Raw genomic sequence first — 16853 nt, forward strand, 5'->3', positions numbered from 1 at the left:
CACTGCAATGAATGAATCCACAGACTTTGGTTGCCCTTTCGGGTATACAGGGCGGCCCCACGATTCCGCCGTTCAGGTTCTTGACCACGCCGATACCTCTCAGCAGCCCCCGGTTGCGGATTGGGTCGATCTCGCTGAGCTGTCGCGTGATCCTTACCCGACGTACGAGCGCCTGCGTGAAGAGTCCCCTGTTGCGTGGATACCGGGCTTGAATAAGTTCCTGGTAACCAGTTTCGAAGGCTGTCGAGAAGCTGAGTCAGACCAAGCGGTGTACTCGGCAAACGTCAGCAGTGGGGCGATGGCTAAGGCTCTGGGCGCGCCGCCGATGCTACGCAAAGATGATCCGGAACACGCCGCCGATCGCAAGGCGGTCAATTCCGCGCTGCGGCCGAAGAATCTAAATGAGGCGTGGGCTCCCAAGTTCGAACGCAATGCCCGAGTCTACTTGGACGCTCTAAAAGATCGCGGTCCGGAGCACGCTGATCTGAATACAGATTTCGCGGCTCCTCTGGCTGCGCAGAATCTGATCGATCTCCTCGGACTGGAGGATGCCGACGCATCGGACATGCAAAGGTGGTCCTCTAATTTCATTGATGGTATTGCCAATGTCTTGGACCGTGCCGAGGTATGGACCCGCTGCGACGCCTCGCAGGAAGAAGTTGATGCGGTACTGAGGGAACTCATTCCCTACTACCGCCGCACACCGAATTCATCGTTGATTTCGGCTCTCGCCAACGGCGGCATGAGCGATTTCGATGTTGCCGCCAACGTCAAGCTGATGATCTCCGGGGGCATGAACGAGCCGCAGCATATGATCACAAACTCGATTTGGGCCCTTGACCAACACCCGGAACAGCGCAGGCGCGTATTGAACGGTGACGCTTTGTGGGATGCGGTCTTTGATGAGGCGGTCCGCTGGGTTTCTCCAATTGGGATGGCCCCCCGAGAGACGACGCGCGCCACGGTGCTTGAGGGTTACTCACTGCCCGCGAAGGCATCTATCGGGCTCGGACTGGCCTCGGCCAACCGCGACCGCCGGCATTTCGGACAAAATCCTGACCACTTTGATATTTCACGGCCCAAGCAATCGCACATGGCGTTCGGTAGCGGAGTCCACCTCTGTGCAGGACAGTGGGCTGCGCGGATCTCGATAGGGCGTATCGCGGTTCCCCTGCTCTATGAGGAGCTTCCGGAACTGCGGGTCGACACAGAGCGGCCCGCTGTTTGGAACGGCTGGGTCTTCCGAGGCTTAACCCAGCTTCCCGTTGCCTGGTCCTGAACTACACACCGGCGCACCAAAGCTTCCGGCCCCACACCCCACACCCGCACCCCGTAGAGATAAGTAGCGGCCCTTCGAATTAGGGCCGCTAGCACTCGCGTCCCCTGCGCAATGGCCTGGCGCACATTGCTGCACCTCTCTGATTAGGAGTTTGTTATGTCAGCTTCAGCTTCTGCTACCGAACCTCAAGGAATATTGAGGGGCCTGCCCCCGGAAAAACGGCGGGTCCTGGTTGGAACGCTCGTGGGCACCTCCATCGAGTGGTACGACTTCTTCATTTATGCCACTACGGCTGCGATGGTATTTGGTCAGCTCTATTTCCAGCCACTTAGCGACGACAGCCCCGCCATGGCGCAGATCATTGCGTTCGCATCCATAGGCATCAGTTTCCTTTTCCGACCCCTCGGTGCCATCATCGCGGGTCACCTGGGTGACCGCCTTGGACGCAAGAAAATGTTGGTGGTTACCCTTCTGCTGATGGGCGGCGCAACCGCCACCATGGGCATACTTCCCACCTACGCCCAGATTGGCGTTTGGGCCCCTGTCTTCCTCATGGTCCTGCGAATCCTGCAGGGTCTTTCAGCCGGGGGCGAATGGGGCGGAGCGGCGCTCATGGCCGTGGAGCATGCGCCCAAGGGCAAGCGGGGCCTCTTCGGGGCATTCCCTCAGGTAGGTGTCCCCGTCGGCATGCTGATGGCATCGCTGGTTCTTACAGGGCTGACACTGCTCATTGGTCCTGGAGCGTTTGTCGCGTGGGGTTGGCGTATCCCCTTCCTCCTCTCGGTTGTCCTCATCATCTTTGGCTTCTTCATCCGCAGGTCCGTCGATGAAAGCCCCGCCTTCGCGGAACTTCTCACGCGTCGGCGCCAGTCCTCTGCACCTCTGGGCATCTTGTTCAAAGGGCACTTCAAGGATGTAGCCAAATGTGCCCTCATCTTCATGGGAAACAACGCTGCCGGCTGGCTCCTTATCGCCTACATCTCCTCCTATGCAACCAAGACCTTGGGCATGGCGCAGACTCCGGTGCTTGCCGTGATTAGCCTTGCCGCGGTGGCCTGGCTGGCCACCACGCTGTGGAGCGGAGTGGTCTCCGACAAAATCGGGCGGGTCAAGACCTTTCAGATCGGCTACGCAGCTGTCATCCTCTGGATGATCCCGATGTTCCTGTTGATCGACACAGCGAACATCTGGTTCCTGGGGCTGGCGACCATCGTTCTAACCTTCGGGCTGGGTTTCGCCTACGGGCCCATGTGTGCCATGTACGCGGAAATGTTCCCCATCGAAGTCCGGTATTCGGGCGTTTCCATCGGATACGCAATAGGAACCATCCTCGGCGGTGCATTCGCCCCAATGGTTGCGCAGCTACTCATTAATGCGACCGGATGGTCCCCCTCAATCGGTCTGTACATCATCGCCCTCAGCGCCATCTCCCTTGTCACCGTCAGCACCGTCAAAGACGGCCGCAACAAAGACCTCGGAGTTACTCCGTCCGTCCAGCCAACAGAAGCCCGGGCCAGTTGACCCGAGGCCGCCAATTCCTACCAATCCCTTGAACCCAGGAGAAACCATGGCCACAGTAACTTTCGCCCAGCCTGATGGGTCTGAACGTCGACTTGAAGTCCAAGGCGGCACAACCCTGATGCACGCTGCCGTCAGCAATGGCGTCGAGGGCATCGTCGGCGAATGCGGGGGACAGGCAATGTGCGCGACCTGCCATGTCTATGTCCGGCCCGAATATTTGAACGAACTTCCCGGCCCTGACGAGGACGAAGACGAGATGCTTGATTGCACAACCGCCGAGAGAACCGACCGGTCGCGGCTTGGCTGTCAGATCCAAGTAGGAGCTGGCCTGGATGCCATCGTTGTCGACATTCCGGAAGCGCAGCGTTAGGCCGTGGCTGTCGTCATCATAGGTGCCGGCCACGCCGGGCTGCAGGTCGCCGATTCGCTCCGGTCTGAGGGCTACACCGCCGGGATAACGGTTGTAAGCGACGAACCAGGGCTTCCGTACCAGCGGCCTCCACTCTCGAAGGAATATCTGTTGCCGGGCAAGAAACCTCTGCCCTTGCCGCTGCGGGCGGCATCTTTCTTCACCGAAAAGAACATCGCTTTGCAGGAAACCTCCGCGGTCTCCATCGACCGGCAGACCCGCACCGTTACCCTGGCTGGCAACGGAGTCTTGACATACGACTGGCTCGTCCTGGCCACGGGAGCCCGCACCCGCGGCCTGCAGTGCCCCGGCGCCCAACTCCCAGGCGTTCATTCCTTGAAGACGCTTTCCGACGCAGAAGCACTGCACGCGGCACTGCCCTTGGCGCGCCACGTCGTGGTGATCGGTGTAGGATTCATCGGTTTGGAGTTCGCCGCTTCCGCTCGCGCTCATGGCTGCAGCGTAACGGTTCTTGAGCACGGCCCACGTCCCATGGGCCGGGCGCTAACCCGGCCAACAGCAGACTGGTTCGCCGCTGCCCACCGCGAATTGGGAGTGGACTTACGCCTGAGTGAGGGCACCACAGCCTTCGAGCCGGGCCCGGACGGCCGCGTAGCATCCGTCATCTCCACGACCGGCGCAACCTACGCCGCCGATCTCGCGGTCGTGGGCATTGGCGTGACACCCAATGACCGGCTTGCAGCCGAGTGCGGACTAGAAACGGACAACGGCGTGCTCGTCGACGAATCGCTGCGGACTTCTGATCCGGCGATTCTGGCCGTCGGTGACTGCGCGAGTTTCCCTAACATCCACACAGGAACACGCACACGGCTCGAGTCCATTCAAAACGCCACCGATCAGGCACGCAGCGCCGTACAAACGATTGTTGGCCGCGAAGACCCCTACATCGATCTGCCATGGTTCTGGTCAGTTCAAGGCCCTCACCGGCTCCAGATCGCAGGCCTGTCCGACCCAGCCGACGACACTGTAACCACGGGAGACCCGGGCGGGGCAAAGTTTTCGACATTGTGCTTCCGCAATGAGCGCCTGGTCGCCGTTGAATCCGTCAACTCCCCAGCAGATCACGGCACTGCCCGCCGACTCCTGGCATCAGGTCAGGGACCCACCAAAGAAGCAGCGGCGCGAGAAGGCTTTTCGCTGCGGCAGTTCGCCAAGGAGACCCGCGCAGCGGCCCCTGCCGGCAGGTAAGCCAATGAAACACCGCCCGATCACCCGGACGGAGCACCTGAACACATAAGGACTTCACCTTGAATATAGAGCGCCAACTCGCCGCGTTTATCCGGAACATCCAGGCCGGAGAAGCTCCTGCGCACGTCGTGGGCACCGCGAAGCAAGTGATCCTGACCGTCTTAGGCACTGCCCTCGCCGGGACAGGAGAAGACGGGATTGCCAGCCTTCGTTCCGTCCTTGTCCAACGTGGCGGACAACCCGAGGCCACGACGTGGGTCTTTGGTGACAAAGTGCCGGCTTCAAGCGCCGCACTGCTCAACGGGGCAATGGCCCGCGCCTTGGACTACTGCGACGCCATGAAACCAGGGCTTCATCTGGGCTCCTCAGTTGTGCCCGCAGCCCTGGCAGCGAGTGAACTCTTTCAGGATTGTTCCGGGCAGGATTTTCTGGCGGCCGTCATCGCCGGACTTGAGACCGGCTCCAGGCTCAATCTGACTGAAGAGCAGTACGACGGGTTCGACCCCACCGGGGTTGCAGGTGTCATGGGTGCAACAGCCGCGGCAGCACGCGTGGCCCGACTGTCGGAGGACGAAACCCTCCATGCCCTGGCGCTGGCGTTCAACCGCTGTGGCGGCAGCTTCCAAAGCAACATTGATGGGTCCCTGGCCGTTCGCCTTATCCAAGGCTGGGTGGCTCAAATGGCGATTGACTGCGTACAGCTGGCCAAGGCCGGGCTCACCGGTCCCCGCAATTTTCTCAGCGGCACCTACGGCTACCTGCGGCTCTTCGGCCGCGGCAGCGACGACCCTGCGACCTTACTCGAAGGCATCGGCACGGAGTACAAGCTCACCGGGATGGTGTTCAAGAAGTACCCCAGCTGTGGCGTGACGCAGAGCGTCACTGAACTGGCCTTGGACGCCGTAAGAAGCCCCGGATTCGATGTCGCCGACGTACGGGAGGTAGAAGTTCATCTGCCGCCGTACGCGTTCCGACTCGTCGGGCATCCTTTTGAGATGGGCGACACACCGAAGGTCAATGCCCAGTTCAGTGCACAATACTGTGTGGCCAACGCCCTCCTACGCGGTGATTCCCGCCTTGAGCACTTTCGGCCAACGTTGATTGCTGATTCCTCTGTTGGCGCCCTGATGCAACGCATTACGGTCAGGCAGGCCAACGAGTTGGATGAGGTGGGTCATACTGCTGCACGCTTGAGCATCGACCGTTCAGGGCACCCCACCTATTTGCGCTCCATCGAGACCGCCCCCGGGTTTCCCGGCAACCCTCTGTCCCAGGAAGAACACCTGCAGCGGTTCCGGGACTGCCTGAGCTATGCCGAGCAGGACCTAACGGCCGAGCGGGAGCACTCCCTCGCGGCCTTAGTGGATTCTGTGGAAGACATCGAGGACATCCGCTCCCTCATCAAGCAGCTGAATCCTAACCACTAGCCATTCACTGCTAATCGACCGGTTTCAGGCTGCTGGAGGGCCCTCCCAAATGACCGGCTGCGTAGTCCGTTAGTGCTCTGGCCCGGGGAGTCAGCTCAAACCCCTCGGGCCAGACAGCAACCACAGAGGAAAGGCCTGCACGCGGCGTCAGTGGACGTGCTGCAATTTCGCGGCCCTCAGTTGTCAGGTTCGTAGAGTTCGGCCGGGACATCAGCAGGCTATATCCCAAACCGCGCCCCACGAGGGCTTTCGCCAGCTCGACCAAGGGAACGGACGCTGACATGCGCGGGACGAGCCCCTGCTCCCGAAAGATGCGGTAGGTGTTTTCGGTACTTGGTTTGGAGTCCACCATAATAAAAGGCTCGTCTATCAGATCGGCCAAGCTGATGGACTCCTGGCCGGCCAGCCGGTGTGCACCCGGTACGACTGCCGTCACTTCAGTTTCGTATATGGTCCGACGGTGCAGGTTCGGGGGCAGCAGCATGTCATAAAGAATGACGAAATCGAGCTTTCCCCCATACAAACCAGGCAGAAGACTGTCATCAGTTCCTATGGTCAGCTCGATCGAAACATCGGGGTGGGCTTTGGGAAACCCCTCGAGCAGGGTCGGCAGGACGTTGTTAGCCACACCTGCGAAGCACCCCAGCCGGACCGGGCCCCTCAAATGACCTTCCGCGGTTGAAGTTTCGTTTGCGAGCTCAACGGCGTCCTGGATGAGCATCCGGGCCCGGTCCGCAAAGTAGCGGCCGGCCGGGGTCAGCGACAGGCCCCTGGCCTTTCTCCGCTGGCAGAGCTGTACCCCCACTGATTTTTCCAGGTCAGTGATGGAATGGGAGAGCGCCGACTCCGACACATGCAGGGCTGCCGCGGCTGAACTTAGAGTCTGGTGCTCGCTCAGAACCGCAAAATATTCGAGCTGACGAAAAGTGAACTTCACATCGTCCTTTCAGCGGTCCCAACACATCTTCGGTCTGGCATCCTGACGGCACAGCCAGCGGCCATCGGTCCAGTAGGAAATGCCGATCATCCATTGGAGGCCCCTCCCCCGGGTCCCTAACGGAACTTGGGCCGTTTTGATCTTACGCTGACGCCCCGCCCCTCAGATGCTGGGCACACTCCAGCACTGGTGGTGGCGGCATCCCCTACATGGTGACGATCGGGCGGACAGCGGCCAGCCCCAAGGCAGTTCAGGCGGCAGTCGCCGGGACTATTTTGCCGACGCAGTCGCCGAGCCGGATGTGCGTCTGCCCGCCGATGTCTGCGGTGGCACGGAGCGTCACCTCGTCTCCGTCGCGGAGAAAAGCGAACTCGGTGCCGTCAGCAAGGACGAGCGGATCCTCCCCGCCCCAGGCCAGTTCCAGGAACGATCCGCGCTGATTCTTTTCCGGTCCGGAAATCGTGCCGCCGGCAAAAAAGTCACCAGGACGCATCGCGGCCCCGTTGACAGTCATGTGGGCGAGCATTTGAGCTGCCGTCCAGTACGTGCTCGCGAAAGGAGGCCGGGAGACTGTCTCTCCATTCAGGAGGATCTCAATCTGCAGGTCGAATCCCCATGATTGCGTGCTGCTGTCATCGAGATACTTTGCCAGGGGAGTGTCCCGCGCGGGAGGTGCTGTCCGTACGGGCTCCAAGGCCGCGATGGGAGTGACCCAGGCTGCGATCGAGGTCGCAAAGGACTTACCCAGATTTGGCCCGAGGGGGACGTACTCGAAGGCCTGGATGTCCCGGGCCGACCAGTCGTTGGTGAGCACTACCCCGAAAATGTGCTCCCCTGCTCGATCCAGGGGTATTTCCCCCGCGGGGGCACTGCCACCCAGGACGAACCCGACCTCCGCTTCAATGTCCAGACGTCTGGATGGGCCGAAGGATGGTGTCCCGTCCGCTTCCGGCCGCATCCCCTTCGGGCGGGGCACCGCGGTGCCGCTCGCAACAATGGAGCCGGACCTGCCGTGATAGCCGATGGGGAGATGCTTCCAGTTTGCAGTCAGTGGGGCCTGCTCCGGCCTGAAGATTTTTCCAACGTTAGTAGCGTGGTATTCGTTGCCATAGAAGTCCACGTAGTCCCCGACCGTGAACGGCATATGTAGTTGGACATTACTGACCAGGTGCAACTGATCCTTTAGCCTGGCCGACACAGAGATGTCGGCCAAGGCTTTCTGGACCAGCGTCCGCAGTTGGTCCCAGACCAGCCGGCCGGCCTTTAAGAGGAGGTCCAGATTTGCGCCGTCACCGACCTGCTTCAGTTCGGGGGAAGCATCACCTGCAAGGCCTGTAATTGCCGAAACCGCTAAGACGTGATTGCCGATGCGGATGCCCAGGCTGGGCGAACCGGTCCCGGGCGCGGTAAAGGACGCATAGGGAAGATGTCCGAGCCCAAAGCCCTCTGCTGTATACAAATCGGCGATGCTGCCGGTGTCGATGGCTGTCATGAGCGAGCCCTCTCGTAATCGGGAGTGTGGGAAGTTGTTGTGGCTGGAAAGCCTGGTCCAAAGAGGTCGAATGAGGCCGGGTCGAGCCCCAGCGCAGCAAGTGAATCGAGCGGTTCATCGATGCTGCAGGTACCGAAGGAACGGAACCATTGCCTCCACGAGATTGTGCTGACCCCTCGGGCCTCCAAGGCCAGCGCGGCCCCGTCTTCGTTTTCCAGGATCTGCATGAGATGGCGCGGTCCGGCGCCCCGGTCGGCTGCGGCGGTGGCTAAGGCGATATTCAGGAATCCGTGGTGGGTGAACCCGGTCGCGTCGTTGGTGTGACGGACTGCCTGGTGCAGGCCCGCGGTGAGCTTGAACGGGACTTGCCGCCGGACGGCCTCCCCGATGACCTCGGCCAACTCTCCGGGCGTGGGGAACAGCCAGGATTCAAGACCGCCGGTGCGGAATTTCAGGTGCACTTTCCCGCCTTGCAGGGTAGCCACGGCGCCTTGGGCGACCTGCGCGCCGGTGAACTCGGCATAGCGGGACGCCGGGGTGTCTGCCTGTTGAAGGTCCCTCAGGGCGGTTTGCCAGTCCTCGGCGGGGGTTTTCATCTCTAGTCCGATGACCTGTGTGCCGTCGAGGGCGAGTGCCTCCAGTTCAAGCGCGTCCTGGAGCCTGCCTTCGGGGATGACGACGCCGATCCGCAGCGGGTCGGCGGCAAGGTCAAGTCCCAGGTCTCCTGCAGTTTCCAGTGCCAGCCGGTGGGCCTCCGGCACCTGATCCAGACCCAGCAGCAGCGGCCCTGTGAAGGGCTCAATCCGCGATGATCGCCTCCCCAGATGATCGCGGACGGCGATGTCCAAAGATGCGGACCCCGGGGGAAACACCGCTGCATCATCAAAGAAACCGTCCAGGCCCGAAGCCCGCGACTCACTCATGGGTCCACCGACCCCCGCTCCAGGAGCTGGCGTACTTGCCGTCGTCGCAAGCCAGGGCGGCCTCGCCAAGATCGAGGGGGCGGAAGGTGTCCACCATGACTCCAAGTTCGTCGAAGTAGTCCTTGCCGAGGCTGGCTTCGATGGCTCCAGGCTGGGGTCCATGGGCGTGGCCGCCGGGATGGACCGAGATGGAGCCGATTCCGATGCCGGATCCCTTGCGCGCTTCGTAGTCCCCTCCGACGTAGAACATGATCTCGTCCGAGTCCACGTTGGAGTGGTAGTACGGGACCGGGACCGAGAGCGGGTGGTAGTCGACCTTGCGCGGGACGAAGTTGCAGATCACAAAGTTGTTGCCTTCGAAGACCTGGTGCACGGGCGGCGGCTGGTGGACCTTGCCGGTGATTGGCATGTAGTCATTGATGTTGAAGACGTACGGGTAGAGGCAGCCGTCCCAGCCGACGACGTCGAAGGGGTGCTCCGGCACGGTGTGGATGGTGCCCGCAAGGCCGTTCGGGCCGGCACCGCGGTGTTTGATGTAAATATCGACATCCTGCTCCTCGATGAGAAGCGGCCCTTCGGGCCCGCGCAGGTCCCGTTCACAGTACGGCGCGTGCTCCAACAACTGACCATGTTTGGAGAGGTACTGCCGGGCAGGACCGATGTGGCTGTTGGCCTCAATGAAGTAGAGCCGGGCTGTGTCCCCGTCCTCGACGACCCAGCGGTGCGTGGTGGCTCGCGGGATGATCACATAGTCGCCCTCACTGACGGGCAGCCGGCCGAAGACGGTTTCGACGACGGCGCCGCCCGTCTCGACGTACACGCATTCATCACCGGTGGCGTTGCGGTAGAGCGGGGATGTGGCCCCTACCAGGGCGTAGCTGATGCGCACATCTGCATTGCCCAGGATAAGCCGGCGGCCGGTCACCGCATCAGTGGTCTTAGCCTGCTCGTCGGTGAACAGGTCATGCAGTTTGAGATGCCGCGGCACCAACGGCGCGTTGGGTGTCAGCGACTGCTCCGGCAGGTCCCAGACGCGGGCGCCGACGATCGCTGATGGAATGCTCCGGTGGTAGAGCAGTGAGGAGTCAGAGGAGAAACCTTCCTCGCCCATCAGCTCCTCGTAGTAGATTTCGCCCGAATCGGCGCGGAACAGGGTATGCCGAGTCTTGGGGAGGGAACCCAACTGACGGTAGAACGCCATACTGCACTCCTAAGATCATGATTCAACCAATGAACAAGTTGTCAAACCTTGTACGTAAATGATGGTAAAGCCTTATACGAAAAAATGCGAGAGGTAATCCCCTATCCACGGGTCTGCCTGGGTGCGGGCCGCCGGACGGCATCCACGGTAGATTGGCGAAATGACAGAGAGCACGAGCAGCGAGAACCCGCAGGACCTGAGTGGCCTGGACTACTGGACCTTCGTAGAACTCACCGGCAAGCGCATTGCCGAGGAGCTTGACGTCAATGACGCGATGGCCAGCAAGGTCATCATCACGCTTACCCGCGCAGCCAACCTGGTGGTTTACGACTTGGAATCCTCCGTACACCGCCCGCGGGGCGTCTCCTGGTCGGCCTTCCGGCTGCTGTTCGTTGTCTGGCTGGCGGGGCCGATCGAGCCCAGTAGAGCTGCGAAACTCGCTGGAATGAGCCGCGCAGCCGTATCCAGCCTGGCCACCACGCTCCTTGCCCGCGACATGATGCAAAAGAGCGCTTCCGGGACCGACGGGCGCACCATCATGCTCGAGTTGACCGCTGAAGGACGGGATTATGCCCGCAGCGCCTTTCAGGAACAGAACAAACAGGAAGCCCGCTGGGCCGCCGCCCTCACCGACGTGGAGCAGCAGTTGTTGATCATGCTCCTGCAGAAACTGATGTCCCACCGAAAGGAAGTCGGCGGGCGCGTGCGGGAATAGTCGACCGCTCCCCCGGCGGCCCGAAGCAATTTTCTAAGCGCCCTTCCCTGGGAACGTGTGCTGGGTTACAGTAAGTAAAACTTTGTATAAGGTTTTACGAAAGGTGATCATGTCAACGAAGACTTTTGCTTCTGTAGCCGACCTTGAAGACAAGAAGCAGACGCTTGAAGTCCTGGCCGACGGCGTATATGCGCTGACGGCCGAAGGCGACCCGAACGTCGCTGCCATCGAGGGCGAGGACTTCCTCGTCTGTTTCGACACCCTGGCCACTCCTGTGGCCACCAGGCGGTGGCTGCACATCCTGCGCCAGCACACCGACAAGCCCGTACGCCATGTCGTGCTCTCGCACTACCACGCAGTACGGGTCCTCGGAGCACCGGGATTCGGAGCAGAATCAGTCATTGCCCACGAGAACACACACCGGCTCATCCAGGAACGCGGCCACGAAGACTGGAACAGCGAGTTCGGCCGGTTTCCCCGCCTGGCGAAGGACTCGGACTCGATCCCGGGCCTGACCTTCCCGACTCTGAGCTTTGCCGACCGGCTGACCATCGACCTTGGCGGCGACCGGGGAGACCTGGTCCTCGAGCACGTGGGCCGAGGCCACACAAGCGGGGACGTCGTGGCCTGGCTGCCCAAGCAAAAGATCCTCTTTGCCGGCGACCTCGTCGAAGCCCAGGCCGCGCTCTACACCGGAGATGCCTACCATTTAGAGTGGGCCAACGAAACCCTGGACAGGGTGAAAGCCTTCGGCGCCGACCAGCTGGTCGGTGGACGTGGCACTGTCAGCCGAGGCAGGGACACCGTGGACGCCGCGATCGAACAAAGCCGTACCTTCCTCACCACGATGATCCGCGAAGCGTCGGCTGTGCAGGAGCGGGGAGGAACCATGAAGGAAGCCTTCGCCGCCTGCCACGCCTCGCTTCACGAGGCATATGGACACTGGCCGATCTTCGAGCACTGCCTTCCGTTCAACGTTTCCCGCCTGTGGGAAGAACTCAACGGCACCGACCATCCCACAATCTGGACGATGGAACGGGACCGCGAAGTCTGGGCTCAACTCCAGGACTGATCCCGACGGCCGCAGAGACAAGCGCTCTCCGGATGAACGGCCGTCGGCGCCGCCCGCGGGGCCATCAAAAAATCTTCTTCACATCACAACGCAAGGGACAACTGTGCCATGAACACAAAGCATGTACTGGTTCTCGGGAACGGGCCGGTCGGACAGACCACCGCCCTGCTGCTCGCAAAGCGGGGGATCAATGTCACGCTGCTGGACGGCCGCGTCCAACGGGACTCCATTGGATCGAAGGCCCTAGCGCAGCACCGCGATGTCCTCGACGTCTGGGAACACGTGGGGGCGGGTGCCAAGATCGCGCAGGAAGGGCTGACCTGGAACCGTTCCCGCACCTATTACAAATCCCATGAGCTGTTCTGCGATACGTATTTCGAATCCGCAGACTCCCCGTTCCCTCCATTCGTCAATCTCTCCCAGACCCGCACCGAGCAGCTGCTGGATGAGCAGATTGCCGACCAGCCGCGCATTAAAGTCCTCTGGGACCGTACTGTCCGGGGCATCGCCCAGGATGCCATCGGGGTCACCGTCACCGCCGCCGGCCAGGATGGGTCCGAACACGAGTTCTCCGGTGACTATGCTGTCGCAGCCTGCGGGGCGCGGGCGGATGAGCTGCGGAAGGAAATTGGCGTTTCCCTGGACGGCCGGACGTTTGGCGACCGGTTCCTCATCTGTGACATCAGGGCGGAACTGGACGGGTGGGAAGGGGAACGCCGCTTCTACTTCGATCCCGAGTGGAACCCTGGCCGCCAGGTACTCATCCACCCCTGCCCGGATTCCCAGTACCGCATCGACTGGCAGGTTCCCCCCGGCTACGACCTCGAGGAGGACGTGGCCACCGGCGGGCTGGACCGCCGTATTCGTCTCATCATCGGCGACGCCCCTTACGAAATCGTCTGGAAGTCGGTCTATCGCTTCCACTCACGCGTCGTCGACCGCATGCGTGTTGGCAAGGTGCTGCTGGCCGGCGACATGGCCCATCTTGTCTCACCCTTCGGCGGCCGCGGCCTGAACTCGGGCATCGGCGACGCAGAAAACGCCGCCTGGAAGCTGGCCTTCGTCCTCAACGGCTGGGCCGACGAAAAGCTGCTTGACTCCTATGACGGTGAACGCCGGGCAGCGGCACTGGAAAACATCGCCGTAACCTCAGAAACCATGGACTTTCTGGTGCCTCAGACACCCGAACAAAAGGAGATCCGGACCCGGTGCCTTGAGCAGGCCCTGAAAGATCCGCAGGCCCGGAAGAACATCAATTCCGGACGGCTGTTCGAGCCGTTCTGGTACACCGACTCACCCCTGACCACTCCCAACCCCGAGCGACCCTTCGCCGGACGGCCAGCCAAGGGCATGCTGGCGAACCCTGGACCGGGGGTGATTCTGCCCGACGCCGCGATCACGGTAGCCGGAACGGAACGCCGGATCCGTCGCCTGGCCCGGGAAGGCTCGATACTGCTCACCGGTGACGCCGTCGATGCCGAGTCCATCGAAGCGCTGGTGCGGCGCACGGGGAATGCGCCTGTAGCCGTCCTGAAAATTTCTGACATCGATCCAACACGTTCCCTGCAGTTACAGCTGAAACCATCCGCATACGACGTATGGATTATCCGGCCTGATGCCTATGTCGCCGCCGTTTGCGATGGACGCGACCCTGAAAACATCGTCGCTTCGTTCCGCAGGGCGGTTGGTTCAGACCCAGCCAACGAAGCGCATCTGGAGCGGAAACCACCGCTTATCAAGCAGGCCTCCGTTCCTCTGTATGCGCCGTAACAACGGTTCATCCGCCCCTCCTTCTTCCCAATGCCTCTTCCCGACCGAGTTTCCCGACTCAGAGGCCCTATCAGTCTGAATTGGACCCATGACAGCTCTCAATAAATCCTCTGTGGCCGCGGAACACCGCCGCGTCGCATGGGCAACAGCCATCGGAACGACCATCGAATGGTACGACTTCTTCATATACGCCAACGCCGCCGCGCTCGTCTTCGCCCAACTTTACTTCTCCCCGCTTGACGGAACTGCAGCCACACTCGTTGCGTTCGCCACCGCCGGAGTCAGCTTCGTTTTCCGCCCGCTTGGAGCGATCTGGGGCGGATATCTGGGAGACAAGCTCGGCCGCCGCGCGGTACTGGTCCTCACCCTCACCCTGATGGGCGGGGCGACATTTGCCATCGGACTGCTGCCTACTTACGGCTCCATCGGTATTGCCGCTCCCATCCTGCTCGTGTTCCTGCGCATCCTCCAAGGCCTTTCGGCAGGAGGCGAATGGGGCGGAGCGGCACTGTTGGCGGTTGAGCACGCACCTGACGGCCAGCGCGGAAAATATGGTGTCTACCCGCAACTGGGTGCGCCGGCGGGCATGGTCCTGGCTATCGGCATGATTACGCTGCTTTCGACGGTTCTGCCCGACGCGGACTTCTTCGCCTGGGGCTGGCGCATTCCCTTCCTGCTCAGCTTCCTCCTGATCATCGCCGGCATCATCATCCGCCGCAACGTCGCCGAAAGCCCGGTCTTCACCGAGCTTAAGGAAAAGAAGGCCGAGTCCATCACGCCGCTTGTCCAGCTTTTCCGCTTCAACCGGCGGCACGTTATCCTCGGCGCGCTGATCTTCATGGGAAACGGCGTCGGAGGCTACCTGCTTGTTGGCGGCTACATCACTTCCTACGCCACCGGTGCCATAGGCATGGACCGCAACACGGTCCTCTTCGCCGTCGTCCTGGCCTCGATCACCTGGCTCATCTTTACCTGGATCGCCGGCCCGCTGTCCGACCGCATCGGCCGGAAGCGTACCTACCAAATCGGTTTCATCGCACAGATGGCGATTGCGTTTCCCATCTTCGGCTTTATCAATACCGGCAGTTTCCCGTTGCTGCTGCTGGCCGTTGTCCTGCTCTCCTTCGGCCAGGGTCTGACCTACGGCCCGCAGTCAGCACTCTTCTGCGAGATGTTCCCCGCCAGGGTCCGGTACAGCGGAGCATCCATCGCCTATGGCTTGGGCTCCCTTATCGGCGGAGCATTCACTCCAACCATTGCAACGTACCTGTTCAGCACTACGGGCACCACCACATCGATCTCCCTGTACCTTCTCGCCGCGTCCGTCATCTCCATCGTCGCAGTTTCCATCGTGAAAGACCGGAGCAAAGAACCCCTGGAAATTCCGGATCCAGTTGATGCAGGCCTCGACGCGATCCGTTCAGCCGGGACGCAGACAGCCCGCCAATAAACCGGGTCCGTGATCCGTTCCTGGTGAACTGTGTCAAGGGTGGGCGGCCGGTCCCTATCGCGAAGGCCTGTAAATCCAACTCGGGCGAACCTCGCCCGGACCTACCATCTCACCTGCCCTCTACCTCCGGAGGGGCCAACTCATACGCAGCCCCCTGAGACCACCGAACGGGGTCGACGAGGTCACGCTTTGCAGAACCGGCCACTGCGGTCTGCAAAAAAGCTGCGGTGGGGCACCCGAGATGGCCGCCACGGCCATCGTCTATCGCAACGTAGGGTGCCTCACCGCTTGACGGTACCTGTCGAGTTCCATATGCGCGGCGGCAAGTTCAAGTGCCCCAATGGAATAGACCCGAGTATCCCCCGCGCCAGAGAACCGTGCCCCATGAACCGGTATTCGTCTAGTTTGGGCACCCCAAACCTGACAGGGGAGTCGGCTTGGGCCCCGAAATAAGAACTTAGATCTGGGCCCACTGAGAGGCCTGCCCCGCCGCCGCCCACAGCCGGGGACAATTCCTATGGGTTATCCACCGCTACTGCTGCCAGGGAGCTACCCCGACGGCTCCCGACTTCCAGCGGTGGATAACCCGAATTGACCCCAACTGTGGACGGAATAGGGTTACCGACGCGACGTGTCCGAGCCTGGCCAGGTTGACGGAATATCCGTTAGCGGCTTTGGAAATGGGCGGGGACCCCGGAAGGGCATTCCCTCAGGCCCTGTGCTATCGGTCAGTACATCGACTTCTTCGGGAAGCACCTACTTTCGCCCCGGCGCACTAGGAGAAGGTCAAAGGTCCTCCTCGATTCGCTTTCACGATGATGTGGGTGATCTGGGCGTGACTGGCCAAAAGGTTCTGAATTACACCACCCCGTGCTGCAAGCCTTGACCGAGAGCGGATATGACAGATCTCGTCTGCTGGGATCGCATTCCGGCGGTAAGCATTGATTTCATGGCATTTGCAATACTGCAGCACCGCCCCACCCGTTGCATTAGCACGGTCGGCCCACTGCTCTCTCTAAATCCGAACATTTCATTCTCCACATCGAGCTTTGCAGGCAACATTTCTCGAGGTCATTTATGGACTTGTCTCGTTGCGTTCGGACCCTACACGCGTGGGAATCCGTTGGGCCATCTGTCATACCTGGCCGCCGGAGCATCGTTCGTCCTGGTGGGCGCCGACGTCGCGCTCTTGGCAAGGGGCTCCCAAGCCCTCGCAGCGCAGTACGTCCGGCCTTCCGCTGGTGGTAACCCCGTCAGCTGCTAACCCCGATGGTTGGACCCTGTCGGCACCTCTGACCCGGTGTGCTCAACCCGGCCCTCACTTTCTGAGGAACGCGGCATTTCTTGAAGGCATCTAGCAGGTTGGGCAAGACACCCCTATTCGGTTCTTGGCGTCCCTGGCTCGAAGCAGAGGGACGGAAATCCAGAGAGGCACGCCTTCATCAACC

13 protein-coding genes and 1 pseudogene are annotated in these 16853 nt (G+C 61.4%); 10 read left to right on the forward strand and 4 right to left on the reverse strand.

What is annotated here, in order from left to right; translation table 11 throughout:
- Positions 1 to 7 precede the first annotated feature (7 nt).
- From AC1DD3_RS13705 to AC1DD3_RS13725, 5 genes are all read left to right on the forward strand, one after another.
- The gene (locus AC1DD3_RS13705) at positions 8 to 1279 is read left to right on the forward strand and encodes a cytochrome P450 (RefSeq protein WP_476881889.1); all 1272 of its coding nucleotides are present in this window, start codon (positions 8 to 10) and stop codon (positions 1277 to 1279) included.
- Between the two features lie 156 nt (positions 1280 to 1435).
- Positions 1436 to 2800, forward strand: coding sequence for an MFS transporter (locus AC1DD3_RS13710; protein WP_476881890.1), 1365 nt, complete (start codon positions 1436 to 1438; stop codon positions 2798 to 2800).
- Between the two features lie 46 nt (positions 2801 to 2846).
- The gene (locus AC1DD3_RS13715; protein WP_476881891.1) at positions 2847 to 3170 is read left to right on the forward strand and encodes a 2Fe-2S iron-sulfur cluster-binding protein; all 324 of its coding nucleotides are present in this window, start codon (positions 2847 to 2849) and stop codon (positions 3168 to 3170) included.
- Between the two features lie 3 nt (positions 3171 to 3173).
- On the forward strand, positions 3174 to 4418 hold the full coding sequence (locus AC1DD3_RS13720; RefSeq protein ID WP_476881892.1) for an NAD(P)/FAD-dependent oxidoreductase: 1245 nt from the start codon (positions 3174 to 3176) through the stop codon (positions 4416 to 4418).
- Positions 4419 to 4477: 59 nt separating this feature from the next.
- Positions 4478 to 5845 carry an MmgE/PrpD family protein gene (locus AC1DD3_RS13725; protein WP_476881893.1) on the forward strand — a complete coding sequence of 456 codons (1368 nt, stop codon included), beginning with the start codon at positions 4478 to 4480 and terminating at the stop codon, positions 5843 to 5845.
- A gap of 10 nt (positions 5846 to 5855) precedes the next feature.
- On the opposite strand, the gene AC1DD3_RS13730 is transcribed toward AC1DD3_RS13725, so the two are convergent.
- The 4 genes from AC1DD3_RS13730 to AC1DD3_RS13745 all read right to left on the reverse strand — a co-directional run bounded on the left by AC1DD3_RS13730 (position 5856) and on the right by AC1DD3_RS13745 (position 10398).
- Entirely contained in the window at positions 5856 to 6782 is a 927-nt protein-coding gene (locus AC1DD3_RS13730; protein ID WP_476881894.1) for a LysR family transcriptional regulator, read from the reverse strand.
- Between the two features lie 250 nt (positions 6783 to 7032).
- Entirely contained in the window at positions 7033 to 8274 is a 1242-nt protein-coding gene (fahA, locus tag AC1DD3_RS13735; RefSeq protein WP_476881895.1) for a fumarylacetoacetase, read from the reverse strand.
- Entirely contained in the window at positions 8271 to 9197 is a 927-nt protein-coding gene (locus tag AC1DD3_RS13740; RefSeq protein ID WP_476881896.1) for a hypothetical protein, read from the reverse strand. Before AC1DD3_RS13740 ends, fahA begins: the two co-directional genes overlap by 4 nt.
- Positions 9190 to 10398, reverse strand: a complete 1209-nt coding sequence (locus AC1DD3_RS13745; protein ID WP_476881897.1) for a cupin domain-containing protein — start codon at positions 10396 to 10398, stop codon at positions 9190 to 9192. Before AC1DD3_RS13745 ends, AC1DD3_RS13740 begins: the two co-directional genes overlap by 8 nt.
- A 160-nt stretch (positions 10399 to 10558) precedes the next feature.
- Between AC1DD3_RS13745 and AC1DD3_RS13750 the strand changes: the two genes are divergently transcribed.
- The 5 genes and pseudogenes from AC1DD3_RS13750 to AC1DD3_RS13770 form a co-directional block, all read left to right on the forward strand.
- On the forward strand, positions 10559 to 11113 hold the full coding sequence (locus AC1DD3_RS13750) for a MarR family winged helix-turn-helix transcriptional regulator (protein WP_476881898.1): 555 nt from the start codon (positions 10559 to 10561) through the stop codon (positions 11111 to 11113).
- Between the two features lie 109 nt (positions 11114 to 11222).
- Positions 11223 to 12185, forward strand: a complete 963-nt coding sequence (locus tag AC1DD3_RS13755; RefSeq protein ID WP_476881899.1) for an MBL fold metallo-hydrolase — start codon at positions 11223 to 11225, stop codon at positions 12183 to 12185.
- Positions 12186 to 12248: 63 nt separating this feature from the next.
- A complete protein-coding gene (locus AC1DD3_RS13760) occupies positions 12249 to 13955 on the forward strand; it encodes an FAD-dependent monooxygenase (RefSeq protein ID WP_476881943.1) in 1707 nt (568 codons plus the stop codon).
- A gap of 88 nt (positions 13956 to 14043) precedes the next feature.
- Positions 14044 to 15405 (forward strand): MFS transporter, encoded by a 1362-nt coding sequence (locus tag AC1DD3_RS13765; protein WP_476881900.1) that lies wholly within the window; start codon positions 14044 to 14046, stop codon positions 15403 to 15405.
- 1138 nt (positions 15406 to 16543) lie between these two features.
- Positions 16544 to 16669, forward strand: a pseudogene (locus AC1DD3_RS13770) (2-dehydro-3-deoxyglucarate aldolase); the annotation flags it as partial.
- Positions 16670 to 16853: the final 184 nt, after the last annotated feature.

This window comes from Arthrobacter sp. 05T444 (assembly GCF_056395905.1).

Excerpts from the sequence above, each read along its gene's own strand:
- AC1DD3_RS13705 (WP_476881889.1), top strand. The coding sequence starts at position 8 with ATGAATGAATCCACAGACTTTGGTTGCCCTTTCGGGTATACAGGGCGG.
- AC1DD3_RS13710 (WP_476881890.1), top strand. The coding sequence starts at position 1,436 with ATGTCAGCTTCAGCTTCTGCTACCGAACCTCAAGGAATATTGAGGGGC.
- AC1DD3_RS13715 (WP_476881891.1), top strand. The coding sequence starts at position 2,847 with ATGGCCACAGTAACTTTCGCCCAGCCTGATGGGTCTGAACGTCGACTT.
- fahA (WP_476881895.1), bottom strand. The coding sequence starts at position 8,274 with ATGACAGCCATCGACACCGGCAGCATCGCCGATTTGTATACAGCAGAG.
- AC1DD3_RS13740 (WP_476881896.1), bottom strand. The coding sequence starts at position 9,197 with ATGAGTGAGTCGCGGGCTTCGGGCCTGGACGGTTTCTTTGATGATGCA.
- AC1DD3_RS13745 (WP_476881897.1), bottom strand. The coding sequence starts at position 10,398 with ATGGCGTTCTACCGTCAGTTGGGTTCCCTCCCCAAGACTCGGCATACC.
- AC1DD3_RS13750 (WP_476881898.1), top strand. The coding sequence starts at position 10,559 with ATGACAGAGAGCACGAGCAGCGAGAACCCGCAGGACCTGAGTGGCCTG.
- AC1DD3_RS13755 (WP_476881899.1), top strand. The coding sequence starts at position 11,223 with ATGTCAACGAAGACTTTTGCTTCTGTAGCCGACCTTGAAGACAAGAAG.
- AC1DD3_RS13765 (WP_476881900.1), top strand. The coding sequence starts at position 14,044 with ATGACAGCTCTCAATAAATCCTCTGTGGCCGCGGAACACCGCCGCGTC.